Annotated in this window: 20 protein-coding genes; 14 read left to right on the top strand and 6 right to left on the bottom strand. The window is 61.8% G+C overall.

Annotated features, from left to right (window positions below; all coding sequences use genetic code 11):
* Window positions 1-84 precede the first annotated feature (84 nt).
* Together FJD34_RS14045 and FJD34_RS14040 are read left to right on the top strand one after the other, a co-directional pair.
* Complete coding sequence (locus tag FJD34_RS14045; RefSeq protein ID WP_083204847.1) at window positions 85-3,630, top strand: ATP-binding protein; 3,546 nt, start codon at window positions 85-87, stop codon at window positions 3,628-3,630.
* Window positions 3,631-3,703: 73 nt separating this feature from the next.
* A complete protein-coding gene (locus tag FJD34_RS14040; protein ID WP_032858236.1) occupies window positions 3,704-4,939 on the top strand; it encodes an EAL domain-containing response regulator in 1,236 nt (411 codons plus the stop codon).
* Window positions 4,940-4,941: 2 nt separating this feature from the next.
* On the opposite strand, the gene FJD34_RS14035 is transcribed toward FJD34_RS14040, so the two are convergent.
* Window positions 4,942-5,604, bottom strand: coding sequence for a response regulator (locus tag FJD34_RS14035; protein WP_032858234.1), 663 nt, complete (start codon window positions 5,602-5,604; stop codon window positions 4,942-4,944).
* A 271-nt stretch (window positions 5,605-5,875) separates the two neighbouring features.
* Here FJD34_RS14035 and FJD34_RS14030 point away from each other — a divergent pair, with 271 nt between their 5' ends.
* Window positions 5,876-6,160 carry a DUF3509 domain-containing protein gene (locus tag FJD34_RS14030; protein WP_032858347.1) on the top strand — a complete coding sequence of 95 codons (285 nt, stop codon included), beginning with the start codon at window positions 5,876-5,878 and terminating at the stop codon, window positions 6,158-6,160.
* A gap of 170 nt (window positions 6,161-6,330) precedes the next feature.
* On the opposite strand, the gene FJD34_RS14025 is transcribed toward FJD34_RS14030, so the two are convergent.
* Together FJD34_RS14025 and FJD34_RS14020 are read right to left on the bottom strand one after the other, a co-directional pair.
* Window positions 6,331-7,215, bottom strand: coding sequence for a TIGR02285 family protein (locus FJD34_RS14025; protein WP_090290564.1), 885 nt, complete (start codon window positions 7,213-7,215; stop codon window positions 6,331-6,333).
* 25 nt (window positions 7,216-7,240) lie between these two features.
* Window positions 7,241-8,440 carry a CaiB/BaiF CoA transferase family protein gene (locus tag FJD34_RS14020; RefSeq protein WP_032858232.1) on the bottom strand — a complete coding sequence of 400 codons (1,200 nt, stop codon included), beginning with the start codon at window positions 8,438-8,440 and terminating at the stop codon, window positions 7,241-7,243.
* A 148-nt stretch (window positions 8,441-8,588) separates the two neighbouring features.
* Here FJD34_RS14020 and FJD34_RS14015 point away from each other — a divergent pair, with 148 nt between their 5' ends.
* The 3 genes from FJD34_RS14015 to FJD34_RS14005 all read left to right on the top strand — a co-directional run bounded on the left by FJD34_RS14015 (window position 8,589) and on the right by FJD34_RS14005 (window position 12,278).
* Entirely contained in the window at window positions 8,589-9,131 is a 543-nt protein-coding gene (locus tag FJD34_RS14015) for a YaeQ family protein (RefSeq protein WP_032858231.1), read from the top strand.
* 161 nt (window positions 9,132-9,292) lie between these two features.
* Window positions 9,293-11,002: a single-stranded-DNA-specific exonuclease RecJ gene (gene recJ, locus FJD34_RS14010; protein ID WP_065943330.1), complete on the top strand. Its 1,710-nt coding sequence runs from the start codon at window positions 9,293-9,295 to the stop codon at window positions 11,000-11,002.
* A 169-nt stretch (window positions 11,003-11,171) separates the two neighbouring features.
* A complete protein-coding gene (locus tag FJD34_RS14005) occupies window positions 11,172-12,278 on the top strand; it encodes an NADH:flavin oxidoreductase/NADH oxidase (RefSeq protein ID WP_032858228.1) in 1,107 nt (368 codons plus the stop codon).
* A 79-nt stretch (window positions 12,279-12,357) separates the two neighbouring features.
* On the opposite strand, the gene FJD34_RS14000 is transcribed toward FJD34_RS14005, so the two are convergent.
* A complete protein-coding gene (locus tag FJD34_RS14000) occupies window positions 12,358-13,530 on the bottom strand; it encodes a DUF418 domain-containing protein (RefSeq protein WP_090290565.1) in 1,173 nt (390 codons plus the stop codon).
* 2 nt (window positions 13,531-13,532) lie between these two features.
* Window positions 13,533-14,129 carry a TetR/AcrR family transcriptional regulator gene (locus FJD34_RS13995; protein WP_032858224.1) on the bottom strand — a complete coding sequence of 199 codons (597 nt, stop codon included), beginning with the start codon at window positions 14,127-14,129 and terminating at the stop codon, window positions 13,533-13,535.
* Between the two features lie 252 nt (window positions 14,130-14,381).
* On the opposite strand from FJD34_RS13995, the gene FJD34_RS13990 reads away from it, so the two are divergent.
* Window positions 14,382-14,567, top strand: a complete 186-nt coding sequence (locus FJD34_RS13990) for a hypothetical protein (RefSeq protein ID WP_032858222.1) — start codon at window positions 14,382-14,384, stop codon at window positions 14,565-14,567.
* A 47-nt stretch (window positions 14,568-14,614) separates the two neighbouring features.
* Here the strand turns inward: FJD34_RS13990 and FJD34_RS13985 are convergent, their stop codons facing one another.
* Window positions 14,615-16,240 carry a glucan biosynthesis protein D gene (locus FJD34_RS13985; RefSeq protein WP_090290566.1) on the bottom strand — a complete coding sequence of 542 codons (1,626 nt, stop codon included), beginning with the start codon at window positions 16,238-16,240 and terminating at the stop codon, window positions 14,615-14,617.
* Window positions 16,241-16,573: 333 nt separating this feature from the next.
* On the opposite strand from FJD34_RS13985, the gene FJD34_RS13980 reads away from it, so the two are divergent.
* The 7 genes from FJD34_RS13980 to cheB all read left to right on the top strand — a co-directional run bounded on the left by FJD34_RS13980 (window position 16,574) and on the right by cheB (window position 24,828).
* Window positions 16,574-17,284, top strand: coding sequence for a tellurite resistance TerB family protein (locus FJD34_RS13980; protein ID WP_032858220.1), 711 nt, complete (start codon window positions 16,574-16,576; stop codon window positions 17,282-17,284).
* A gap of 148 nt (window positions 17,285-17,432) precedes the next feature.
* On the top strand, window positions 17,433-19,055 hold the full coding sequence (locus tag FJD34_RS13975; RefSeq protein ID WP_065943331.1) for a methyl-accepting chemotaxis protein: 1,623 nt from the start codon (window positions 17,433-17,435) through the stop codon (window positions 19,053-19,055).
* On the top strand, window positions 19,055-19,579 hold the full coding sequence (locus tag FJD34_RS13970) for a chemotaxis protein CheW (RefSeq protein WP_032858218.1): 525 nt from the start codon (window positions 19,055-19,057) through the stop codon (window positions 19,577-19,579). The genes FJD34_RS13975 and FJD34_RS13970 overlap by 1 nt, the downstream gene beginning before the upstream one ends.
* Window positions 19,576-20,841 carry a CheR family methyltransferase gene (locus tag FJD34_RS13965; protein ID WP_032858217.1) on the top strand — a complete coding sequence of 422 codons (1,266 nt, stop codon included), beginning with the start codon at window positions 19,576-19,578 and terminating at the stop codon, window positions 20,839-20,841. Before FJD34_RS13970 ends, FJD34_RS13965 begins: the two co-directional genes overlap by 4 nt.
* Window positions 20,838-21,536: a chemotaxis protein CheW gene (locus tag FJD34_RS13960; protein ID WP_032858216.1), complete on the top strand. Its 699-nt coding sequence runs from the start codon at window positions 20,838-20,840 to the stop codon at window positions 21,534-21,536. Before FJD34_RS13965 ends, FJD34_RS13960 begins: the two co-directional genes overlap by 4 nt.
* Window positions 21,533-23,821, top strand: coding sequence for a hybrid sensor histidine kinase/response regulator (locus FJD34_RS13955; protein WP_032858214.1), 2,289 nt, complete (start codon window positions 21,533-21,535; stop codon window positions 23,819-23,821). The genes FJD34_RS13960 and FJD34_RS13955 overlap by 4 nt, the downstream gene beginning before the upstream one ends.
* Window positions 23,818-24,828 (top strand): chemotaxis response regulator protein-glutamate methylesterase, encoded by a 1,011-nt coding sequence (gene cheB, locus FJD34_RS13950; RefSeq protein WP_032858213.1) that lies wholly within the window; start codon window positions 23,818-23,820, stop codon window positions 24,826-24,828. Before FJD34_RS13955 ends, cheB begins: the two co-directional genes overlap by 4 nt.
* Window positions 24,829-24,845: the final 17 nt, after the last annotated feature.

Raw genomic sequence — 24,845 nt, 5'->3', positions numbered from 1 at the left:
CCTGTGGGAGCTTCGCGTCAAATAACCCACAAGGAAACCCCCGCAGTGCGGTTCACGATTCGATGGCACCAGTGCCTATTGAGCATGCTGCTACTCGGCCACCTGCCGGCCAGCCTGGCCGCCGTCAGCCTGCCGTTCAATCTGGTGCCGGCGTTTATCGCCCTGTCACCCATGACCCTGGCCCCGGCCGAACAGCAATGGCTGGCGCGTCACCGCACGTTGAAAGTGGGGATCTCCATCGATGATTACCAACCGATTGATATCACCCGCGATCGCAATCGCTACCAGGGCATCAGCGCTGATTACTTGAGCCTGGTGGGTGCCCGGCTCGGCGTACCGATGCAGGTGATGGGCTTTGCCGAGCGGGCCCAGGCCGTGGAGGCCTTGCGCGCCGGTAGCATCGACATCCTCACCAGCGCCAATGGCTACGAACGTGACGTGCCCGGCCTGGCCTTTACCGCAGACTATATGCCCGACCGCTCGGTGGTGGTGATGCGCGGTGACGACGCCGCGCAGAACGACGCGCTCCAGGACAAGAAGGTGGTGTTGCTCGACGGCTACGCCAACGTCAAGAACGTGCATGCGGCCTACCCGCAAAGCCACATCATGCTGGCCCCCAACCTCTACAGCGGCCTGGAAGCCCTGGAGCAGGGCGATGTGGATGCCTTTATCGGCAATGAAGTGATCGTGCGTGCCTACAAGTCCCTGCGCCCTTACCTGAGCATGCAGATCAAGGAGCAAAGCCGCCTGGCGCCAATTGGCTTTGCCTTTGCCACGCGCCAGGCCGACCCCTTGCTGGGCCAGATGATGGACCGCGCGCTGCAGAGCATCGATGACTCGGTGCGCCGCGAGATCCTGGCCCGCTGGACCACCGGCCTTGGGGTTGACGTTGCCGGCGAACGCATCCCCTTGTCGGCAGCCGAGCAGGCCTGGGTACTGCACCATCCCCATGTCGTGGTGGCGTCCCAGCAATACTCGCCCTATGTGTTCAAGGACAAGGATGGCCGCTGGGTCGGATTGAACGTCGATTTGCTCAACCGTCTCTCGCGCATGACCGGTTTGCAGTTCGTCATGGAGGAAGTGTTTTCCACCGCGCAAAACCTCGCACTCCTGGAAACGGGCGGCGCAGACATGAGTACCACCCTGGTGGAAAACACCGAGCGTCGGCGCTTTCTCGATTTCAGCCATGGGTTTGGCGGTGCCGGCTGGGTGTTTGTCGAACGTCTGGATGCGCCGCCGCTGACCAGCCTTAGCCAACTGACGGGCGAGGTATTGGCGCTGCCGGCGCGGCATGTGCTGCAAGCGTATATCCGTCGCGAATACCCCGGGATCCGGCTGCGGTTGGTGCCCAACTACACCGAGGCCCGCGCCCTGGTGGCCCGGGGTGATGCGGCAGCGACTATCCAGAGTGAAGTGGAGGTGCAGAGTTACCCGGCCGATGAGTTGCGCGCCGGTCGCAGCGTCGATGGCAAGTGGTCCAGCGACAGCCTGTCGGTACGCAAGGACCATCCCGAGCTGCTGAGTATTTTGAACAAGGCCCTTGAAGCAATGCCGGTGGCGGAGTTGAGTGCCCTGCGCTTGCGCTGGATGGGCGCAGTGGCCGTCCCGGTGCCGGCCTGGCAGCGGGTGCCGCCGTGGGCCTATTGGACGGTCGCCACGGCCATCCTGTTTGTCCTGGTGTCGCTGGTCTGGAACAGCCGGCTCAAGCGCCAGATTCGCCAGCGCGTCGAGGCCGAGCAGCGGCTCAATGACCAGTTGGCGTTCAAGCGTGCGCTACTCGATGGCATGCCCAACCCGGTGTTTGTGCGTGACCTCGAAGGCCGTCTGGTCACGTGCAACAAAAGTTATGAGCAGCAGTTGGCCACCCGGCTTGAGCAGATCCAGGGCCTGACCCTGCCGGAGAGTGGAATACTGCCCGCCGCCACGGCCTTGCGCCTGCATGTGGGGCACATGGAGCAGTTGGTCACGCAGCAATCGCTGTTTATCGACCGTCAGTTGGACTTCAACGGCGGCACCGCCCATGTCTATCAGTGGACCGTGCCGTTCTATGATGCCCAGGGGCGGTTGCAGGGGCTGCTCGGTGGTTGGGTCGATATCAACGAGCGCAAGGTCCTGGAGACCCAACTGATGGATGCGCGCCGCGCCGCCGATGACGCGAATTTCGCTAAGAGTGCCTTTGTGTCGAACCTCAGCCATGAGATTCGTACACCGATGACGGCGATCATCGGCCTGCTAGAGCTGGAACAGGAGCGTGCGCTGGCCTCGGGCACTCCCGTCTCCGAGGCGCTGCAGGTTGCCCACCGCTCGGCACACGAGCTGATCGCCTTGATGGGCGACAGCCTGGACCTGGCGAAGATCGAAGCTGGCCACCTGCAACTGGCGCCACAGACTACCGACCTGCAAGGTTTCTTCGAGGGTATCCAGCGGCTGTTTGAAGCCACCGCGCAGAAAAAGGGCTTGCACCTGACCCTGGCTTTCGACCCCCAGGCGCAAGGCTTTTACTGGTTCGACCCACTGCGCCTGCGCCAGGTCATGCATAACCTTTTGGGCAATGCGCTCAAGTTCACACAGCACGGAGAGGTGCGTTTGCGTGTCGCCTGCCAGGTGGATGGGGAGGGGCATGAATACTTGCACCTGTGCGTCGAAGATACCGGCCCCGGCATCAGCGTCGAACAGCAGGCGCGGGTGTTCAAGCCGTTCATCCAGGGCAGCCCACTGACAGCCGCCGAGCATGGCGGCACCGGGTTGGGCTTGAGCATCTGCCAGCAACTGGTGGACCTGATGGGCGGGCACATCACCCTGCACAGTGCCCTGGGCGAAGGCACCACCGTGTGCATCGACCTGCGCCTGGACCGGGTCGGCAGTGATGATCTGCCTGAGCCTGCGGCCGTCGTGCCGTTGCTGCCGGCGGGCAGGGCATTGTCGGTGCTGATTGTCGACGACCTGCCGGCCAACCGCCTGGTACTGGCCCAGCAGTTGCAATTCCTCGGGCATCAGGTGGTGGCCCTCGATAACGCCGAGGCCGCCTTGCAGCGCTGGCGCAGCGAGGCGTTTGACGTGCTGGTGACCGATTGTCATATGCCGGGCATGTCCGGTTATGCCCTGGCCGAAGCCATTCGTCAGATAGAAGCCCAGGAGCAGCGCCCGCGTTGCGCGTTGGTTGGTTGCACCGCCGACGCCCAGGAAGGCGAAGACCGGCGCAGCCAATTGGCGGGGCTGGATGTGCTGCTGGTCAAGCCCGTGACGCTGGAGCAATGGACTCAGGTGCTGGCCCGGGTCACGGCTGTGCGGGCTTTCGATCTGCAGGCCCTGCGCAAGATGACCCAGGCCGACGGGCCGATCCTGCAAAGCATGTTGCAGGAGCTTTCGAACAACCTTGAGCATGAGCACCACCTGCTGGGCAGCGCCATGGCCGAGCACGACCTGACGCAGTTGCGGGCCAGCCTGCATCGCCTCAAGGGTATTTGCTGCCTGGTGGATGCGTTGCCATTGGCCAAGGCCTGCATCGCCCTTGAGGCCAGTGCGCGAGAACACCGGGATGATGAACTGGCGCAGCGCTGGCAAGCCTTGTCGACGGCAATCCAGGTATTGCAGCAGCAGATCCGGCCTTATCTGAAGGTGCAAGAATAGGACGCGTCCTATGGGGAACTCTCCAACTATTGCGTAGTGTGGGCAATCTCGCTCGTGCTCACAGAAGTTTCCCATGCGCTCACTTAAAGTCCTGATCCTCGAAGATCATCCGTTCCAGCTGATGGCCTTGCACCAGATGCTTAACGCCAATGACGTGTTCAACGTGTTGACGGCCGAAAGCGTCGACGCTGCCCGTCAGTCTTTGGCGAGCAAGGGACCGGTGGATATTGCCATCTGCGATCTGTACCTGGAGCAAGGTGACTCCCTGGAACTGATCCGCGAATTGGGCGAGCGCGGACAGGCTCAGGTGTTGATCCTGTTGAGCAACGCCGAGCCTGATGTATTGGAAGGGGTGGCGAACATGGCCCGTCAGGCCGGGCTCAATGTGCTGGGCTGTGCACCCAAGCCGGCTTCGGCGACGTTGATTGGGCAAATGCTCGCTGCGTGCCAGCAACGCCTGCGGCCAAGCCCACAGGCATTGGGCTGGGAGCGCGTGCGGCAGATGCTTGGGATGAATGAGTTCGAGGCACCACCGCTGGCGCCCAAGGTCGGCGAGGCTGCAATCAAGCGCTACGCCAGTGTGTGGTTCCAGCCCATCGTCAGCCAGGCTGGCGATTTGCAAGGCGTGGAGGCGCTGGCACGGTGGCAAGACCCCGAGCGAGGCCAGTTGTTGCCCCACGAATTCCTGCCGGTGCTGGAGTTGGCCGGCCTGGAAGAGGCCTTCACCTGGTACGTGCTGGAAGAGACGCTGCGCCTGTGCGCTCAAATGTCCCAGGACACAGGCAAGGACTTGCCCGTGGCGGTCAATATTCCCGGGCGGCTGCTGGAGCTGGATCACTTCGCACTGACCCTGCAAGGCCTGCTGCAACGCTTCGCTGTACCCGCCCACAACCTGACCCTGGAACTGGTGGAAACCTCGCGCCTGAAGACTGACAGTGCCCACTTCACGGGTTTGCTGCGCCTGCGGATGATCGGCTGCAAGCTGTCCATTGGCGATTTCGGCATCGGCGGCACCAGCCTGCAACGCTTGCTGGAGTTGCCATTCACCGAGTTGAAAATCCCCCCGGCATTTGCCAGCGGGATGGCCGGCGACGAGCGCAAGTGTGCGGTGGTTGCCGGGGCCATGAGCATGGCCGGGCATTTGGGGGTGGGGGTGGTAGTGACCGGCATTGAAACCCTTGCCGACCGTGATGCGGTCTGTGCACTGGGGCCGGCCTGGCTGCAAGGTTGCCTGATCGCCCGGCCAATGAGCGCCCAGGCGCTGCAACCGTGGGTTGCGCAATCGGCGGCGCCTACCGTGATGTTTTGATCTCAGGCCAGCCCGTGTTCCTGCACATAGATGAATAACGCGGCATCGCTGATCAGCCCCAGCTTGCGCATGGCACTGACTTTCTGCGCGCTGACGGTCTGTTTGCTGCGATTGAGATGGGCGGCAATCTCGCCCACCGTCTTGCCACCCGCCAACAGGCGGATCACTTCCAGCTCCCGAGGCGACAATTGCTGCTGTGAGTGCAGGCGATCAGCTCCCACCTGGCCGGCCAGGGCCAGCGCCTGATTGATCGTGCGCGCGACATAAGGCCGCTGTTGGCGCACCTGAGCGATGGCATCGGGCAGCTCATCGGCCAGGCTGGCCTTGCTCAACAGGCCCATGACCCCCAGCTCCAGGATCGAGTGAAACAGGCCGGCGTTATTGAGCATGGTCACGACCACGATAGGCAGGTCCGGGTAATGCCGGCGCAGGTGTTCGATCAGGCGCAGGCCATCGGCCTGGGGTTCGGCGGGCATCATGAAATCGGTGACCAGTACATCGCAGGGGCAGTGTTGCAGCAGGGCGGTAAGGGCCTGGGGCGAGTTGGCCTCGCCGACGATGCGCACCTGCGCGTCGCGTTCGAGCACTGCACGCAAACCAATCAGGAAAATCGGATGATCGTCGGCGATGATAATGCGCAAGGGCTGTTCAGACGCGTCTCTCACGGTGGACTCCGGCAATAATCAGGGGATTCTAGCCTGTCGGCGGCTGTTTTCTCTCTGTCATCTTTGCCATGCATGCTCGATAGGCTCAGCTCAAAGGCGAACTTTGTGCTTCGCACGAAGGTCATTTACCTGTAGGAGCGAGCCTGCTCGCGAAAAACTCAAACACACCGCGTTCATTCAAGATGCCCGCATTATTGTTGAATCTTTCGCGAGCAAGCTCGCTCCTACAGTAGTGGTTATTTATTTCTCCCATGATTGAGTGGTGATCGAGATGGAAAGTATCAGCCTATTGCTCGGTGAAGCGCTGAGCCCTTATCAGGTCACGCTGACTGCCTCGGGTGTACACGGCGAGTGTCTGGTGACGGTGAAGAACCCTACGGGGGCTATCGTGGTCGAGCGCGAAGTGGATCGCGCACAATTGAGCGACAAACGCGCCCTGGTGGACGTGGTGGATTGCCTGCACCGCGACCTGAAAATCGCTGAAGGGCGCCTGGAACCCTCGGTGATTGCGGCCTTGCGCAACGCTGCCCAGACGCGCATCACCGCCCAGGCATGAAGAAATTTTTATCTTTGGAACCTTCCTACAGGAGGGTGAGTCAGACGATGTAACAACAAGATCAAGCATTGTGCTCCGGTGCTTGTAGCTTGTTGTACTGGTCTTTGTAGGCCACGTTTAACCCCGAGTTGTCTCCCCACTGCTCGGGGTTTCTTTTTGCCTGGGATTTATCAAGGCTGCGACGTTTCGTTGAAAAACCTCGGGTTGTCCCTGAGGTATTGCTCGCGCATCAGCGGGTCCAGCCCGTTGGCGTAGGACTGGAGTAACGGTTCCTGTGGAATACTCTGTAATTCGCGGTTGATATGGCTCATGGCCTGACGCCCCAGCGGGGAGTTCGAGCAAGCGATATGGATGCGCTGATAACGCGGCGTGCCGCTGATGGGATAAAACAGCAGGTCCTGGGGATCAAGGCCCTGTTGTGCAGCCTGATAACGGATTTCCGTCCAGTACCCCAGCACGGCCTCCAACCGACCCAGGCGCTGCATCTGCAACAGACTGCCGAGGGCTTCGTTGCCGTAGTGGGGCGTCACCTTGAGCGGTGCGGCGTGGCTCAACTGCTCGTCAATGCCGGAGCCGTAGCTGCGTTCGGCGATCACCCCAAGACGGGACTGCTGCCCATCAAGAAATTTCGCCAGATCGAACGTGCCGTCAGCCACATACGGCGCCATGGCATCCAGTTGGCTACGGCGAATGGCAATGCCATTGCTCAACACGGCGAAGGCCGGGGTGGAAAAGACGATGGTCTTGGCCCGCGCCGGTGTCCACAGCAACGACGGATCACAGGTGAGGGAGGGCGCGTGGAGCATTTGCATGCCACGGGCGCGGTTGACGTGCTGGATCTGGTGGTGATACAGCGGCAGACGTTCGATCAACAACGCCAGCAGTTTGTCCACGCTGCCCTGGCCTTGTTTCGGACCCTCGAAAATGGTCATCGGCGGCAGGTCGCGCACCACCCAGGTCAACGTCTCCTGTGCCAGGCTCGATAGCGGCCAGGCCCCGAGCAGCGGGGCGATGAGCCACAAGCGCCGCAGCGCCCTGATGAAGCGGCCGGCCATTATCTTGAGCGTGCTCCGAACCGCATCAGATCGCGCCATCCTTGCGCAAACGGGCCACGGCGGTACTGTCGTAGCCCAATGATTGAAGGATCACGCCATTGTGCTCGCCCAGTTCCGGCCCGACCCACTCGCAACTGCCGGGTGTATCCGAAAGCTTGGGCACGATGCCGGGCATCTTGAAATCCTTGCCGTCGGGCAATTGGGCCTTGAGGAACATTTCCCGGGCAAGGTATTGCGGGTCGCCGAGCATGTCTTCGGCGCTGTAGATCCGGCTGGCAGGTACTTCGGCCAGGTTCAACTGTTCCACCACTTGCGCCAGTGGCAAGCCGTTGACCCAGCGGTCGATCACGCCATACAACTCGTCACGCCGGCTGTCGCGACCATCGTTGCTGGCCAGTTGCGGGTCATTGGCCAGGTCCTCACGGCCGATGGCCTGCATGAAACGCTTGAAGATCGCATCGCCATTGGCGCCAATCTGTACATGCTTGCCATCGGCGGTGGTATGGATCGATGACGGGGTGATCCCCGGCATGATGTTGCCGGTGCGCTCGCGGATAAACCCGAACACATCGAACTCGGGGATCATGCTTTCCATCATGGCGAAGATGGCTTCATACAGCGCCACATCCACCACTTGGCCGAGGCCGCCGTTGACCTCGCGATGGCGCAAGGCCATGAGTGCGCCAATCACTGCCCACAGCGCGGCGATGGAGTCGCCGATGGAAATCCCGGTGCGCACCGGCGGGCGGTCCTCGAAACCGGTGATGTAGCGCAGGCCGCCCATGGATTCACCGACCGCACCGAACCCCGGTTGATCCTTCATTGGCCCGGTCTGGCCAAAACCGGAGAGCCGTACCATCACCAGTTTGGGGTTCAGGGCGTGCAGGGTGTTCCAGTCCAGGCCGAGCTTTTCCAGCACGCCGGGGCGGAAGTTCTCGATCAGGATGTCGGCATCTGCCAGCAGTTGCTTGAGAATCGCCAGGCCGTCTGGGTGCTTGAGGTTCAGGGTCAGGGACTTTTTATTGCGCGCCTGCACAAACCACCACAGTGACGTGCCTTCATACAACTTGCGCCATTTGCGTAGCGGGTCGCCGCCGTCGGGGGATTCGACCTTGATCACTTCAGCGCCGAACTCGGCGCAAATGCGCGAAGCGAACGGGCCGGCGATCAAAGTGCCCAGTTCGATGACTTTCAGGCCGGCAAGCGGTTTGGCGGTAAACGACATGAGGATCCTTACAAGCGCAGGGCAGGTGTGTATTGCCTTTTAACATAGGCGAGTGGTGCAGGGATAAGGATGATACAGCGCAGGATTCGTTGAATGACCTCGCCATCGGTTAGACTGGCCGCCTTTTCCTGTCTCTAGAAGCCCGTTCATGGCCCAGCCGTCCACGACCTACAAGTTTGAACTCAACCTGACCGACCTCGATCGTTCGGTGTACGAGAGCGTCAAGCAAACCATCGCCCGTCACCCCTCGGAAACCGAAGAACGCATGACCGTGCGTTTGCTGGCCTACGCCCTTTGGTACAACGAGCAGTTGTCGTTTGGTCGCGGACTGTCAGATGTAGACGAACCAGCCCTGTGGGAAAAAAGCCTGGATGATCGGGTCCTGCACTGGATCGAAGTCGGCCAGCCCGATGCTGACCGCCTGACCTGGTGTTCGCGTCGCACCGAGCGTACCAGTCTGCTGGCCTATGGCAGCCTGCGAGTGTGGGAAGGCAAGGTGGTGCCGGTGGCCAATAACCTGAAGAACGTACACATCGCTGCGGTTCCCCAGGAAGTTTTGGAAACCCTGGCCAAGGACATGCCGCGGGTGATCAAGTGGGACGTGATGATCAGCGAAGGCACGATCTTCGTCACCGATGACCGCGGCCAGCACGAAGTGCAGCTGCAGTGGCTGGTCGGCGAACGCGGCTAATACTCAACACCGCCCTCTGTAGGAGCGAGCTTGCTCGCGAAGGGCATCAACGATAACGCGGGTATCCAGAATGAATGCGGTGCCCATGCGTTCTTCGCGAGCAAGCTCGCTCCTACAGGGTGAGCATTTTTATCTATAGCTAGAGAAGCCCCCATCACCCCATGCGTATCGATCCCCGCCCATTGCCCGCCGTCCTGCCGTTCCTCGGTGAATTGCCACCGTTGCTGACCCGTCTTTACGCCGCCCGTGGCGTGACCTCGCAGGATGAGCTGGATAAAAGCCTGGCGCGGCTGATTCCGTATCAGCAGCTCAAGGGGATCGAGGCTGCCGTGGACTTGCTGGTGACGGCCCTGGAGCAGCGCCAGCGCATCCTGATCGTCGGCGACTTCGACGCCGACGGCGCCACCGCCAGCACCGTGGGCACCCTTGGCCTGCGCTTGCTCGGCGCTGCCCATGTCGATTACCTGGTGCCCAACCGCTTCGAATACGGCTACGGCCTGACCCCGGAAATCGTTGCCGTGGCCTTGCAGCGTGAGCCGCAGTTGCTGATCACTGTGGACAACGGCATCTCCAGTGTCGAAGGCGTGGCGGCGGCGAAGGCGGCGGGGCTCAAGGTGCTGGTCACCGACCACCACTTGCCCGGCGATGAACTGCCGGCGGCCGATGCCATCGTCAACCCGAACCAGCCTGGATGCACGTTCCCCAGCAAGGCCCTGGCCGGCGTGGGGGTGATTTTCTACGTGCTGATGGCCTTGCGTGCGCGCTTGCGCAGCCTGGGTTGGTACGACAAGCAGCCACAGCCCAACATCGGCGAGCTGCTCGACCTGGTGGCCCTGGGCAGTGTGGCCGACGTGGTACCGCTGGATGCCAACAACCGCATTCTGGTCTATCAGGGCCTGGAGCGTATCCGCGCCGGGCGTGCACGGCCAGGCATCAAGGCGATCCTCGAAGTGGCCAAGCGTGACCACGCACGTATCACCTCCACCGACCTGGGTTTTATTCTTGGCCCACGACTCAATGCGGCCGGGCGCCTGGATGACATGAGCCTGGGCATCGAGTGCCTGCTCACCAGCGACTTTGCCCAGGCCCGGGAAATGGCCGCGCAACTGGATGGCATGAACCAGGACCGCAAGGCCATCGAGCAGGGCATGCAGCGTGAAGCCCTGGCCCAGCTCAAGGACTTGCCGGTGGAGTCGATGCCATTTGGCCTGTGCCTGTTCGACCCGGAGTGGCACCAGGGCGTGATCGGGATTCTGGCTTCACGTATGAAAGAGCGCTATTTCCGCCCGACCATCGCCTTTGCCGATGCCGGTGACGGTCTGCTCAAGGGCTCCGGGCGTTCGGTGCCGGGGTTCCATATCCGCGATGCCCTGGCGGTGGTGGCCAGCCAGCACCCGAACCTGATCGCCAAATACGGCGGCCACGCCATGGCGGCGGGCTTGACCTTGCCTGAAGCGAACTTCCCGCTGTTCGCCGAAGCCTTCGACGCCGAAGTACGCCGGCAACTGCGTGAAGAAGACCTTACCGGGCGCCTGTTGTCCGATGGCACCCTGGCGGTGGAGGAGTTTCACCTGGAACTGGCTCGCGCCCTGCGCAATGCCGGGCCTTGGGGCCAGCATTTTCCCGAGCCGCTGTTTCACGGGGTGTTTCAACTGGTGGAGCAGCGGGTGGTGGGCGAGCGTCACCTCAAGGTGGTGCTCAAGAGCGAGTGTGGCGCGGTGAAACTCGATGGCATTGCCTTTGGTATCGACCGCGAAGTCTGGCCGAACCCGACCATTCGCTGGGTAGAGCTGGCCTACAAGCTCGATGTGAATGAATTCCGTGGCCAGGAAACCGTGCAATTGATGATTGCCCACATCGAACCACGCTGAACCCTGTGCAATCCCCGGTTGTCGACTAGTCTCTAAGCACTGTGTGATTGGTCTGGTGACCTCGTCTGTTTTTAGCCCGAAGGGGACGGGCCTTTCATCTTCTCGTCACGTGCACCGGTCAGACAGAACCCTGGAGCCAATGCCCACCGGATACGAGAAGAGGTGCCCCATGAGTCTGTTGCTTGAACCCTATACCCTGCGCCAATTGACCCTGCTCAACCGCATTGCCGTGTCGCCGATGTGCCAGTACTCCGCCGTCGATGGCCTGGCCAATGACTGGCACCTGGTACACCTGGGCAGCCGCGCTGTCGGGGGCGCCGGGTTGGTTTTCAGCGAAGCGATCGCCGTGACCGCCGATGGCCGGATCACCGCCCAGGACCTGGGGCTGTGGAACGATGCCCAGATTGAACCCCTGCAGCGCATTACCCGCTTTATCAGCGCCCAAGGGGCGGTGGCAGGCATTCAACTGGCCCACGCCGGGCGTAAGGCCAGCACCCATCGGCCGTGGCTCGGCAAGCATGGCAGCGTCAAGCCCGAAGACGGTGGCTGGGTACCCGTTGGGCCCTCGCCGATAGCCTTCGACCCGCAGCACACGGCGCCGAAACAGCTTGATGAAGGGCAAATCCAACAGGTGATTGCTGACTTCGTGGCCGCCGCCAAGCGTGCCTTGAGCGCCGGGTTCAAAGTGGTGGAAATCCATGCGGCTCATGGCTACCTGCTGCATCAGTTTCTCTCGCCCCTGAGCAATCAGAGGCAGGATCAATACGGCGGCTCCTTTGCAAACCGCATCCGCCTGGTGCTGCAAGTCACCGAGGCTGTGCGCGGGGTGTGGCCGCAAGAGCTGCCGCTGTTTGTGCGTGTCTCGGCCACCGACTGGGTGGAGGATGGCTGGAACCCGGACGAAACCGTGGAGCTGGCGCGCCGCCTGAAAGACTTGGGCGTCGACCTGATCGACGTGTCCTCCGGTGGCACGGCGGCCAACGCAGAAATTCCTATCGGGCCTGGTTATCAAACGCGCTTCGCTGAACGCGTGCGCAAGGAGTCCGGCATGGCCACGGGCACCGTGGGGATGATTACCGAACCGGCCCAGGCCGAACATATTCTGCGCACCTATCAGGCCGATATCATCTTTCTTGCCCGGGAACTGTTGCGTGACCCGTATTGGCCACTGCATGCCGATGACGACCTGGGCGGGCGCAAGGCGATTTGGCCGGCGCAATACCAGCGGGCCACCCACCGCGACCAGCCGATCCATGAGTCTGACTTGCGCGACTGACTGTTTGCGCTTGTCAGCCAAACCCACCGTTGATCGCGGTGGGTTTTTTCTTGCCTATCATCGCCCGCTCCCCTGAGGTTTATTCGCTGCGCCGCCAGCTCGGCCAGGCCAGCAAAGTCACGGCTCGCAACAACCATTCGAACGGTCCGTAGGGATGGCGGCTCAGCCAGCGTGCACTCAGCCACATCTGCCCGATAAAAATCACACCGGCGATTGGCAGCAGCAGCCATGGCTCGATTTGGTTGATCCAGCCTGCACCATAGCCGGTGAATAGCAGCCCCAGCACGGCCGACTGCAGGAGGTAATTGCTCAAGGCCATCTTGCCCAGGGGGGCCAGCAGTGTGCACAGTCGCGCGCCGCCAGGCGTGTTGAACAGTGCGAGCATCAACAAGCAATACGTGGCGGTGAGCAACGGGGCGGTCAGTTGGCCGAGGCCGAAGGCAAAGGTTTCCAGGCCGCCGCCGGGCGCGTAGGCGGCTGCCAGGGCGTAGATCAAGGCGCCGAACAGGCCCACGGGAGCAGTGACTTTCAGCAAGCGTTGCAGCTTCCAGGCCGGCGGCGAGGCGAGCCAGTGTTGCCGTCCGGCGGCATAGCCGAACAGGAACATCGCCAGGGCGCTCGGCCCTTGCAGCAGCCACAACGCCGGCAACGTTTCCCACAGATGCAGGCTATGAAACTGCAAGGTCTGCCAGGCACTGCCGGAAAAGGCTGCCAGTTTGTCTGAGGCGTCACCGTTGGTGGCGCTGCTGGCCTCGCCCGCCAATCCCTGCAAAACCCCCAGGATCATCCAGGTCGAACAGGCGACTACCACCAGCCTGATCGCCCACCGTCGGGCGCGGGCCGGTGACAGGTTGCGCGCGGCCAGCAGCACCAGGCCCAACAGCGCATAAGTGGAGAGAATCTCCCCGTAGTACAGCAGGGCGCCATGGGCCAGGCCCAGCGCCAACAGTGCCAGTTGCCGGCGCAGCATACGCGGGACAAATGCAGCCTCGGCACGCTCGGCGGCAGCCATTTGCAGGGTGAAGCTGTAGCCAAACAGAAAGGAGAACAGCAGGTAGAACTTGGTTTCGAACAGCAAGGCCACCAGCAGGCGCACCCCATGATCGAGTGAACGGGTGTAGGCCGGGTTGCTGGAGATCGAGGCGTAGTAGGGATCGGCAAAGGCCCAGATATTGACGCTGAGAATGCCCAGCAGGGCAAACCCGCGTAACGCGTCGACTTGTATCAAGCGTGCATTGGTTACTGATGGCATGTTCAACGCCCCTGTAGAAGGTGAACCACCAAGCCTTGCAGGACCGTGGTCTGTTGCGCGGGGTGGAAGTTCGGGTCGGCAGCCACGCGAGCGAACATGCCGTCGATCAGGGCGGCGAGCCAATTGGCGGCTTCTGGCGCGCTCAATGAGGTCTGCAATTGCCCGGCCTTATCCGCCGCCAGTACCAGTGCTTGTAGGCCGTCACGCAAGGCGCGGTCATTGGCCTTCACCAGGCGCGCCACGGCTTCGTCGCGATGCCCCAGGGCTGAGATCTCCAGCGCCAGGCCTGCGTAGTGGCGGTCGCAGGCCAGTTGGCAGACCTGATCGAGGAAGGCCAGCAGCTGCGCCATTGGATCCGCCGCCTTGGCCAGCGGTGCCATGGCCTGTTGGATCTCTTCACCTTCGCGGGCCACCAGCGCCAGCAACACCTCGTGCTTGCTGGCGAAATAGTGGAACAGATTGCCGGCGCTCATGCCGGCCAGGGCACAGATGTCAGCGGTACGCGTGGCGACAAAACCCGCCTCGGCAAAACACTGGGACGCGGCGTCCAGGAGGGCCATGCGTTTGCTTTCGCGTTGCTGGGGATCAATGGTGCGCACGCTGGGTCTCATTAATTAATTGAGTGGTCACTCAATTTATGAGGTGTAAGAATTTTCTGCAAGCTTTTTGCTTCAAGGCAATTATTTAAGTGAATGCTCTAAAAAAATCTCACAAGCGTCTGGATAGTTTCTACGCTTGAAGTAAGACGGCTTCTGGCCCAGGAAGTCAGTCAGTTTGCTCGCTGAGGTATTGCACTTCGCGGACAGAGTTGTGGGGCGGGAGTTGTTGTTTATTAAACGGAGAAACATTCCATGGCCAAGTCCATTGGTGTCGCAGGGGTTCTGGCGCTTTTTTTCAGCCGCAAATTGTCATTGCATGGCCGCCGGCTGAGCTCGGATGAGGCGCAACTGCTTGAGCAGTACCGTGCCTTGACCGAAAACGATCAAGTGGCAATGCGCTATTTGATCGGGGCAATGAAGAGCATTTCGCGTTTCTGAATCGGGTGGGGCGTTCCCACGCCGTAACCAGCGTGGGAACGCATGCATCAGGTGTACTTGCGCTTGTCCGCGGCTGGCGGGAAGTACTGGTACAACCAGGTTTCACTCAAGGTCCGGTCATTGCTGCGAATGAACAGGCGCATTTCCACCGGCTCCACGCTGTCGCTGGTCGGGTACCAGTCAAAGAGAATGCGATAGCCCTTGATGTCGTCGAGTACCAGCACGCTGAAGTCTTTCACTTCACCATGGGAACAGGTGACCACCGGCTCGATCCCGGTGCCTGCGGGCAGGCGGTCGAGGCCACCACCCTTGAAATCCACGGCAAAACGGCGGGCCCAGACCGGCGGGTAATGCTCGCCCGGCGCCCAGCCTTCGGTAAAACCGCCCATGCCGGAACGGGTGGCATTGACCTGTGCCAGCGGCGTGCTGACCGGGGGCAGGGCGCTCCAGTAGAGCTTGTAGCCAAAGGTCAGGGAGTCGCCGGCGGCCACCGGTTTCTTTGGGGTCCAGAAGGCGACGATGTTGTCCATGGTCTCGCCGGTGGTAGGGATTTCCAACAGGTCGACAGAGCCTTCACCCCACGCGGTGGTCGGTTCTACCCACAGGCTCGGGCGCTTGCTGTACCAGTCGACGGTGTCCTGGTAACTGGCGAATTCATGGTCGGTCTGCACCAGGCCGAAACCTTTCGGGTCTTTATCGGCGAAGGCATTGAATTGCAGCTTTGCCGGGTTGTTCAGCGGGCGGCAGATCCACTCACCGTTGCCACGCCACATCGCCAGGCGGTCGGAGTCGTGGATCTGTGGGTGGATGGTGTCGCACATGCGCCGTTCATGGGTGCCGCAACTGAACATGCTGGTCATCGGCGCGATGCCCATCTGCTGGATAGCGGTACGCGCATTGATATGGGCGTCGATGGCCATCACCACCTGCGTGGCCTGGCAGTCGATGTCGAAGCGGTAAGCGCCGGTGGCGCTGGGCGAGTCGAGCAGGGCGTAGACCACGAAACGGGTGCTGTCCTTGTCCGGCGTCTCGAACCAGAACTGGGTGAAATCGGGGAACTCTTCGCGTTTGTTGGCGTAGGTGTCGATGGCCAGGCCGCGGGCCGAAAGGCCGTACTGGCCGGTGTTATCCACCGCGCGGAAATAACTGGCGCCAAGGAAAGACACCACATCGTGACGATCCAGCTCCGGGGCCTTGAACAGCTTGAAACCGGAAAAACCCAGGTCGCCCTTGAGCTGCTGGGTATTGACTGTGGTTTTTTCATAGTTGAACAGCGACGGGCGAAAATGCACCTCCCGCGCCTGGCGGGTCTTGGGGTCGACACTGTGCATGCGCACCGGGGTCTTGAAGCCCATGCCGACGTGGAAAAACTGCACGTCCAACTGGCCTTTGAGGTCTTTCCACAGCGAATGATTACCGTCGTAGCCGATGGCATTGAAATTTTGCGGGGTCATGGTCGCCAGGGTGGGCGGCAGTACCTGCTTGGTGTCCTGATACTGTTTGCCGGACAGTTGCTTGGCCTGGCTCTTCAGCCAATCGAAGTCGAACGCCTTGGCGTCGCCATCGGCTGCACGATTACCGGCCCAGGCCTGGGCGGCCAACAGACCACTGGCCGACAGCCCGGTGTAGGCCGCGATGGCCATGGACGCTTTGAGCAAATTCCTGCGGTGCATAAATACAACCTGTGGTGAGCAATCCCGTGCCGTTCCTGGCGCGTGCTGGATCAGAAATAACGGTTCGGACATGCCTTCGGCCAAACGCAGCGGACTTTAAACAGATACCCGATAGCTTAAGGGGTTCGATGGGGAAGGAAAATTGATTGATAGCGGGATGATGGCGTTGCATATGAAACAAGACGTGTCAGCAGGGGGGTAAAGGGGGATATGTACCCAACCCCAACCCCAGTTGAGTTACATCTGGAAGCACTCTATATCCAGGAATATTGGCACTTAGTTTTACGCTGAGAGCCTATTGATCCTATGAACCCAAGTCTCTGGAGGCTATGAATGAATACCCGTGGATTGCTTGATCAGTTGCTCAAGTCCGGCCAGGACATGCTGCAAAACAAGGCTGGCGGTCAACGTAAAGGCGATGATAAAGGTGCACTCGGCGGCCTGCTCGGTGGTGGCGGCCTTGGCAGCCTGTTGGGCGGCGCGGGTGGCGGGGCATTGGCCGCCGGGGCCATGGGCTTGTTGCTGGGCAATAAAAAAGCCCGCAAGTTTGGCGGTAAAGCCCTCACCTATGGTGGTCTTGCTGCGTTAGGCGTGATTGCCTACAAGGCCTATGGCAATTGGCAGGCCCAGCAGGCCGGCGCGCCAAAAGGCGAGCCACAGACCCTCGACCGCCTGCCACCGGCCCAGGTCGAGCTGCATAGCCAGGCCATCCTCAAGGCCCTGGTGGCTGCCGCCAAGGCCGATGGTCATGTGGACGAGCGCGAGCGCGCCTTGATCGAAGGTGAGTTCGTCAAGCTGGACAATGACCAGGAACTGCAGCACTGGCTGCATGCCGAACTTAACAAACCCCTGGACCCCACGGATGTGGCCCGCGCCGCGAGCACGCCGGAAATGGCCGCCGAAATGTACATCGCCAGCGTCATGCTGGTGGACGAAGAGAACTTCATGGAGAAGTCCTACCTCGACGAGCTGGCCCGTCAACTCAAGCTGGAACCCGGCCTCAAGGCCGAGTTGGAAAAACAGGTGCGCCAAGCCACCGTGTGAACGGCAGCATGCTCTACCGACACCCCGTATGCGCCTGCGCTGCGGGGTGTTTTTGTATTCCTTGAGAACTGGCCCACAACCCATTGATAAATGATGGCACTGCCTCAGCTATACTCCTCGGCATTTGATCGGCCCTTGAGGAAATACTGTGAAGAACTGGACCTTGCGCCAACGCATCTTGGCGAGCTTTGCGGTCATTATCGCCATCATGCTGCTGATGGTTGTGGTCTCGTACTCACGGTTGCTGAAGATTGAAGCGAGTGAAAACCAGGTGCGCGACGACGCAGTGCCAGGGGTGTTTTTCAGTTCGATGATCCGCAGCGCCTGGGTCGACAGCTACCTGCAGACTCAGGAACTGATCGGGTTGCGTGAGCACCTGGGGGTTTCTGACGCCGACAAGCAGGAATACAAGTCGTTTGAGCAGCGCCTTGAGCAGCACATGGCCAGTTATGCCAGTACGATCAATCTCGATCAGGATCGCACCGAGTTCGATACCTTCGAAGCCCTGCACCAGAACTACAACAAGGTGCTGGCCCAGGTGCTGGAATTGCACATGGCCAATAAGGAAACCGAGGCCGTCAAGATGTTCGACGAGCAACTGACCCCGGCCTGGACCGCAGGGCGCTTGAAGCTCAACGACATCATCAACGAGAACAAAAAGGTCGCGGATGAAGCCACCGCCGCCATCGATGACGCCGTGGCTGCGGCGAAAATCAGCATGGGCGTTTCGCTGCTCCTGGCAGTCCTCGCCGCCGCCCTGTGCGGGCTGCTGCTGATGCGCGCAATCATGGCGCCGATGAAACGCATCGTCGATATCCTCGAAACCATGCGCACCGGCGACCTGAGCAAGCGTCTGAACCTGGAGCGCAAGGACGAATTCGGCGCGGTCGAGACCGGCTTCAACGACATGATGACCGAGCTGACTGCCCTGGTATCCCAGGCCCAGCGTTCGTCGGTGCAGGTCACCACCTCGGTGACCGAAATTGCCGCCACCTCCAAGCAGCAACAGGCGACCGCCACCGAAACGGCGGCCACCACCACCGAAATCGGCGCCACTTCGCGGGAAATCGCCGCCACGTCCAAGGACCTGGTGCGCACCATGACCGAAGTGTCCACCGCCGCCGACCAGGCCTCGGTTGCCGCCGGTTCCGGCCAGCAAGGCCTGGCCCGCATGGAAGAAACCATGCACTCGGTGATGGGCGCCGCCGATCTGGTCAATGCCAAGCTGGCGATCCTCAATGAGAAGGCCGGCAACATCAACCAAGTGGTGGTGACCATCGTCAAAGTGGCCGACCAGACCAACCTGCTGTCCCTCAACGCCGCCATCGAGGCCGAGAAGGCCGGTGAATATGGACGCGGCTTTGCCGTGGTTGCCACTGAAGTGCGGCGCCTGGCCGACCAGACCGCCGTGGCGACCTATGACATCGAACAGATGGTGCGCGAGATCCAGTCGGCGGTATCGGCCGGCGTGATGGGCATGGACAAATTCTCCGAAGAAGTGCGTCGCGGCATGTTCGAAGTGCAGCAAGTGGGCGAGCAACTGTCGCAGATCATCCACCAGGTGCAGGCCCTGGCGCCGCGCGTGCTGATGGTCAACGAGGGCATGCAGGCCCAGGCTACCGGTGCCGAGCAGATCAACCATGCGCTGGTGCAGTTGGGCGATGCCAGCAGCCAGACCGTGGAGTCCCTGCGCCAGGCCAGCTTTGCCATTGATGAATTGAGCCAGGTTGCGGTCGGTCTGCGCAGCGGCGTGTCGCGTTTCAAAGTCTGATGAGTGATCCAGCGGCGAAACGCGGCGCCGTGACGGCAGCCAAAAAAGCCTTGTTCCTGGTGTTTCATATCGGCAGCGAGCGCTACGCCCTCAAGGCCACGGAAGTGGCCGAGGTGTTGCCGCGCCTGCCGCTCAAGCCCATCGCCCATGCGCCGATGTGGGTCGCCGGGATCTTTGCCCATCGCGGCAACATGGTGCCGGTGATCGACCTCAGCGCCCTGACCTTTGGCACGCTGGCCCAGGCCCGCACCAGTACGCGGCTGGTGCTGGTCAACTATCAGCCTGAAACCTGGCTGGAGTCGCGTTGGCTGGGGCTGATCCTCGAACAGGCCACTGACACCCTGCGCTGCGATCCGGCGGATTTCCAGGCCTATGGCCTGGATAATCGCCAGGCGCCCTACCTGGGGCCGGTGCGCGAAGACGAACGGGGGCTGATGCAGTGGATCGGGGTGGGTGACTTGCTCACCGCCGAGGTCCGCGCCTTGCTGTTTGCCCCCGACCTGAGCGTTGGGGAGGCGAGATGAGCAATGACCAACGTTTTTTCGACTTCCTCAAGGAGCGCATCGGCCTGGACGTCGCCTCGGTGGGCGAAGCGATTATCGAGCGTGCCGTGCGCCAGCGCAGCCAGGCGTTGCAGGGGCTGAGTGCCGATCAGTACTGGCAGCGCCTGCAAACCAGCGGTGAGGAACAGCAGGCGCTGATCGAAGCGGTCATCGTCCCCGAGACCTGGTTTTTCCGTTATCCCGAGTCCTTTGCCACCCTGGCGCGGCTGGCGGTGACGCGGCTGGGCGAGATCAAGCACATGCGCGCCTTGCGCATTCTCAGCCTGCCGTGCTCTACCGGTGAGGAACCCTATTCCATCGCCATGGCCCTGCTCGATGCGGGCCTTTCGCCACACCAGTTCAAGGTGCAAGGCATGGACGTCAGCCCCCTGTCGGTGGAGCGGGCGCGGCGCGGGGTGTATGGCAAGAATTCCTTTCGTGGCCAGGACCTTGAGTTTCGTGAGCGGCACTTTTGCGCTGAGGAGGACGGCTACCACGTCGCCGACCGGGTGCGTGAACAGGTGCGGCTGCAAGTGGGTAACCTGCTGGACCCGCAATTGCTGGCCAATGAGCCGACCTATGATTTCGTGTTTTGCCGCAACCTGTTGATCTACTTCGATCAGCCAACCCAGAAGCAGGTGTTTGAAGTGCTCAAGGGCCTGACTCACGTTGAGGGTGTGCTGTTTATCGGCCCAGCCGAAGGCAGCCTGCTGGGGCGCCTGGGCATGCGCTCGATTGGTGTGCCGCAGTCGTTTGCCTTCAGTCGTCATGCCGAAGTCGCGCCTGAGCCGGTCTTTGCCCCAATACCGCCTCCGGTACCCCAGCGCAGTGCTGCACCGATCCCCACCAAACCCCGACCGTTCAGTGCATTCGCGGCGCCGGTGGTACCGATCAAGCCTGCGCCCGAGCACTCGGATGCCGCCGATCTGCTTGGTCAGATCGCGACCCTGGCCAATGAAGGCAAAAGCCTTGAGGCCCGTGCTGCCTGCGAGCGCTACCTGCAGAACCATCCACCGGCGGCCCAGGTGTTCTACTGGCTGGGCTTGCTCAGTGATGTGGCGGGTAGCGCCCTGGAAGCCCAGGGGTATTATCGAAAAGCCTTGTACCTGGAACCCCAGCATCCGCAGGCCTTGATGCACCTGGCCGCGTTGCTGGAGTCCCAGGGCGATACGGCGGGGGCACGGCGCTTGCAAGCCCGTGCCGCCCGTAGCGAGCGAGCCGCTGACAGTGAGCGTAAACGATGAGTAGCTCCGCATCCCCGGACACCGACCTGGACCTGACGGTAGCCGATACCCAGGCCATCGACGATTGCTGGAACCGCATTGGGATCCATGGCGATAAATCCTGCCCGTTGCTGGCCGAGCATATCCACTGCCGCAACTGTGCGGTGTATTCCGCAGCGGCCACTCGCCTGCTGGATCGTTACGCCTTGCAGCAGGAAGACCGTCACCCCAACGCCAGCACAGAAGCCGACGATGAGATCGCCACCCGTTCATTGCTGATGTTCCGCCTGGGCGAGGAGTGGCTGGGCATCGCCACCCGTTGCCTGGTGGAAGTGGCGCCGTTGCAGCCGATCCATTCCTTGCCCCACCAGCGCTCCCGGGCGCTGCTCGGGGTTGCCAATGTGCGCGGAGCACTGGTGGCTTGCTTGTCCCTGGTGGAGTTGCTCGGGCTCGACAGCACCGCCGGCGGCCCCAGTGGCGGGCGGATCATGCCGCGCATGTTGATCATCGCTGCGCAGGATGGGCCGGTGGTGGTGCCGGTGGATGAAGTGGATGGCATCCATGCCATTGATGAGCGCACCCTCAGCGCGGCGTCTGCCTCCGGTACCCAGGCCAGTGCGCGCTACACCCAGGGCGTGTTGCAGTTCAAGGGCCGCAGCCTGCGCTGGCTGGACGAGGCGCAACTGTTGTCTGCCGTGACCCGGAGCCTCACATGACCCCCGACCAGATGCGCGATGCCTCGCTGCTGGAGCTGTTCAGCCTGGAAGCCGATGCCCAGACCCAGGTGCTCAGCGCCGGCCTGCTGGCCCTGGAACGCAACCCGACCCAGGCCGATCAGCTTGAAGCCTGCATGCGTGCGGCACATTCGCTCAAGGGCGCGGCGCGGATTGTCGGGGTCGACGCTGGCGTCAGCGTGGCCCACGTGATGGAAGACTGCCTGGTCAGCGCCCAGGAGAGCCGGCTCTACCTGCAACCCGAACATATCGACGCATTGTTGCAGGGCACTGACCTGCTGATGCGCATCGCCACGCCGGGCAATACCGTGGGCCCGGCCGATATCGAGGCGTATGTGGCGCTGATGGAGCGCTTGCTCGATCCGTCACAGCCGACCGCCAAGGTTGTGCCTGCGCCCGCACCTATTCCGCAACCGCTGCCGTCCCTTGAGGAATCGCTGTTACTGCCCCTGGAGCCGGAGGCTGCTGCGCCCATCCACAGTGATGCGCCACGCCAGAGCAAACACATGACCGAAGGTGGCGAGCGCGTCTTGCGGGTCACGGCCGAGCGCTTGAACAGTCTGTTGGACCTGTCCAGCAAATCCCTGGTGGAAACCCAGCGGCTCAAGCCGTACCTGTCCAGCCTGCAACGCCTCAAGCGTATCCAAAGCAACGGCGCCCGGGCCCTGGATAACCTCGATGGGCAGCTCAAGACCCTCGACTTGAACCTCGAAGCCCAGGAAGCCCTGGCCGACGCCCGCCGCCTGCTGAGCGAAGCGCAGTTGCTGCTGGCAGAAAAGACCGCCGAGCTCGATGAGTTCGGCTGGCAGGCCGGGCAACGCGCCCAGGTGCTGTATGACACGGCGCTGGCGTGCCGGATGCGGCCGTTTGCCGATGTGCTGGCGGGGCAGGTGCGTATGGTGCGCGACCTGGGCCGCAGCCTGGGCAAGCAAGTGCGTCTGGAAATCGAGGGCGAGAAGACCCAGGTTGACCGCGATGTACTGGAAAAACTTGAAGCGCCGCTGACCCATTTGTTGCGCAATGCCGTCGATCACGGCATCGAGATGCCCGAGCAGCGCCTGCTGGCGGGCAAGCCGGCCGAGGGCCTGATCCGCCTGCGCGCCTCGCACCAGGCGGGTCTGCTGGTGCTGGAGTTGAGCGATGACGGCAACGGTGTCGACCTGGAACGCCTGCGCGCCAGTATTGTCGAACGCAACCTCTCGCCGCTGGAAACAGCCTTGCGCTTGAGCGAAGAGGAACTGTTGACGTTCCTGTTCCTGCCGGGCTTCAGCCTGCGCGACAAGGTTACTGAGGTCTCCGGACGCGGCGTCGGCCTGGATGCGGTGCAGCACATGGTCCGCCAATTGCGCGGTGCAGTGGTGCTGGAGCAGACGGCGGGGCAGGGCAGCCGCTTTCACCTGGAAGTACCACTGACCTTGTCGGTAGTGCGCAGCCTGGTGGTTGAAGTCGGCGAAGAAGCCTACGCCTTTCCCCTGGCCCATATAGAGCGCATGTGTGACCTGGAACCCGACGAAATCGTGCAATTGGAAGGCCGCCAGCATTTTTGGCACGAGGGCCGGCATGTCGGTCTGGTCGCAGCCAGCCAGTTGTTGCAGCGCCCGCCAGGGCAAAATAGTCAGGACACCCTCAAGGTCGTGGTGATCCGCGAGCGGGATGCGGTGTACGGGATTGCCGTGGAGCGGTTTATCGGTGAGCGCACGCTGGTGGTGCTGCCGCTGGACGATCGCCTGGGCAAGGTGCAGGACATTTCTGCCGGTGCGCTGCTCGATGACGGCTCGGTGGTGTTGATCGTCGATGTCGAGGACATGCTGCGTTCGGTGGACAAGTTGCTCAACACCGGTCGCCTGGAGCGCATTGCCCGGCGCGCCCAGCAAACCGTCGAGGCCGCGCGCAAGCGCATTCTGGTGGTAGATGACTCGCTGACCGTGCGCGAATTGCAGCGCAAGCTATTACTTAACCGTGGATATGACGTAGCGGTCGCCGTCGATGGCATGGATGGCTGGAATGCTCTGCGTTCCGAAGACTTCGACCTGCTGATTACTGACATTGATATGCCTCGCATGGACGGTATTGAATTGGTCACACTGTTGCGCCGTGACACTCGCCTGCAATCGCTGCCGGTGATGGTGGTGTCCTACAAGGATCGTGAAGAAGATCGGCGTCGTGGCCTGGATGCCGGTGCCGATTATTACCTGGCCAAGGCCAGCTTCCATGACGATGCCCTGCTGGACGCAGTGGTGGAGTTGATTGGAGGCGCCCGGGCATGAAGATCGCCATCGTCAATGACATGCCTCTGGCGGTCGAGGCTCTGCGTCGGGCCTTGAGCTTCGAGCCGGCCCATGAAGTGGTGTGGGTTGCCACCAATGGCCTGGAAGCCGTGCAACGCTGCGCCGAGTTGACCCCGGATCTGATCCTGATGGACCTGATCATGCCGGTGATGGATGGTGTGGAGGCGACCCGGCAGATCATGGCCGAGACGCCATGCGCTATTGTTATCGTTACCGTGGATCGCCAGCAGAATGTCAGCCGCGTGTTCGAAGCCATGGGGCATGGCGCGCTGGATGTGGTGGACACCCCGGCGCTGGGCGTTGGTGATGCCAAGGAGGCGGCAGCGCCCTTGCTGCGCAAGATCCTCAACATTGGCTGGCTGATTGGCCAGCGCGGCAGCCGGGTGCGGGCCGAACCGGTGCATCCGCGAAGTACGGGCAAGCGCCGCAGCCTGGTGGCCATTGGCTCTTCGGCAGGTGGTCCGGCGGCGCTGGAAATCCTCCTCAAGGGCTTGCCTCGGGACTTTGCGGCAGCCATTGTGCTGGTGCAGCATGTGGATCAGGTGTTCGCCGCCGGCATGGCCGAGTGGCTGAGCAGCGCCTCGGGCCTGCCGGTGCGTCTGGCGCGCGAGGGAGAACCACCACAAAGCGGCGTGGTATTGCTGGCCGGCACCAATCATCATATCCGGCTGCTGAAAAACGGCACGCTGGCCTACACGGCGGAGCCCGTGAACGAGATTTATCGGCCGTCCATCGACGTGTTTTTCGAGAGCGTCGCCAGCCACTGGAACGGCGATGCCGTCGGCGTATTGCTGACCGGCATGGGACGCGACGGAGCCCAGGGACTCAAATTGATGCGTCAGCAGGGCTATCTGACCATCGCTCAGGATCAGCAGAGCTGTGCAGTTTACGGCATGCCCAAAGCGGCGGCGGCGATTGATGCCGCTGTTGAGATTCGCCCATTGGACAGAATTGCGCCACGATTGCTGGAGGTATTCGCAAAATGACCGATATAACTCGCTGT

Source organism: Pseudomonas brenneri (assembly GCF_007858285.1).
In the GTDB taxonomy this organism is placed as follows: Bacteria; Pseudomonadota; Gammaproteobacteria; order Pseudomonadales; family Pseudomonadaceae; genus Aquipseudomonas; species Aquipseudomonas brenneri.
Note: the sequence above shows the minus strand (reverse complement) of the source record. Positions and strands in the feature narration are given on the sequence as shown.

What these genes read in the sequence shown, in the direction of transcription:
- FJD34_RS14045 (WP_083204847.1), top strand. Translation starts at nt 85, where the DNA reads ATGCTGCTACTCGGCCACCTGCCGGCCAGCCTGGCCGCCGTCAGCCTG.
- FJD34_RS14040 (WP_032858236.1), top strand. Translation starts at nt 3,704, where the DNA reads ATGCGCTCACTTAAAGTCCTGATCCTCGAAGATCATCCGTTCCAGCTG.
- FJD34_RS14030 (WP_032858347.1), top strand. Translation starts at nt 5,876, where the DNA reads ATGGAAAGTATCAGCCTATTGCTCGGTGAAGCGCTGAGCCCTTATCAG.
- FJD34_RS14025 (WP_090290564.1), bottom strand. Translation starts at nt 7,215, where the DNA reads ATGGCCGGCCGCTTCATCAGGGCGCTGCGGCGCTTGTGGCTCATCGCC.
- FJD34_RS14020 (WP_032858232.1), bottom strand. Translation starts at nt 8,440, where the DNA reads ATGTCGTTTACCGCCAAACCGCTTGCCGGCCTGAAAGTCATCGAACTG.
- FJD34_RS14015 (WP_032858231.1), top strand. Translation starts at nt 8,589, where the DNA reads ATGGCCCAGCCGTCCACGACCTACAAGTTTGAACTCAACCTGACCGAC.
- recJ (WP_065943330.1), top strand. Translation starts at nt 9,293, where the DNA reads ATGCGTATCGATCCCCGCCCATTGCCCGCCGTCCTGCCGTTCCTCGGT.
- FJD34_RS14005 (WP_032858228.1), top strand. Translation starts at nt 11,172, where the DNA reads ATGAGTCTGTTGCTTGAACCCTATACCCTGCGCCAATTGACCCTGCTC.
- FJD34_RS14000 (WP_090290565.1), bottom strand. Translation starts at nt 13,530, where the DNA reads ATGCCATCAGTAACCAATGCACGCTTGATACAAGTCGACGCGTTACGC.
- FJD34_RS13990 (WP_032858222.1), top strand. Translation starts at nt 14,382, where the DNA reads ATGGCCAAGTCCATTGGTGTCGCAGGGGTTCTGGCGCTTTTTTTCAGC.
- FJD34_RS13985 (WP_090290566.1), bottom strand. Translation starts at nt 16,240, where the DNA reads ATGCACCGCAGGAATTTGCTCAAAGCGTCCATGGCCATCGCGGCCTAC.
- FJD34_RS13980 (WP_032858220.1), top strand. Translation starts at nt 16,574, where the DNA reads ATGAATACCCGTGGATTGCTTGATCAGTTGCTCAAGTCCGGCCAGGAC.
- FJD34_RS13970 (WP_032858218.1), top strand. Translation starts at nt 19,055, where the DNA reads ATGAGTGATCCAGCGGCGAAACGCGGCGCCGTGACGGCAGCCAAAAAA.
- FJD34_RS13965 (WP_032858217.1), top strand. Translation starts at nt 19,576, where the DNA reads ATGAGCAATGACCAACGTTTTTTCGACTTCCTCAAGGAGCGCATCGGC.
- FJD34_RS13960 (WP_032858216.1), top strand. Translation starts at nt 20,838, where the DNA reads ATGAGTAGCTCCGCATCCCCGGACACCGACCTGGACCTGACGGTAGCC.
- FJD34_RS13955 (WP_032858214.1), top strand. Translation starts at nt 21,533, where the DNA reads ATGACCCCCGACCAGATGCGCGATGCCTCGCTGCTGGAGCTGTTCAGC.
- cheB (WP_032858213.1), top strand. Translation starts at nt 23,818, where the DNA reads ATGAAGATCGCCATCGTCAATGACATGCCTCTGGCGGTCGAGGCTCTG.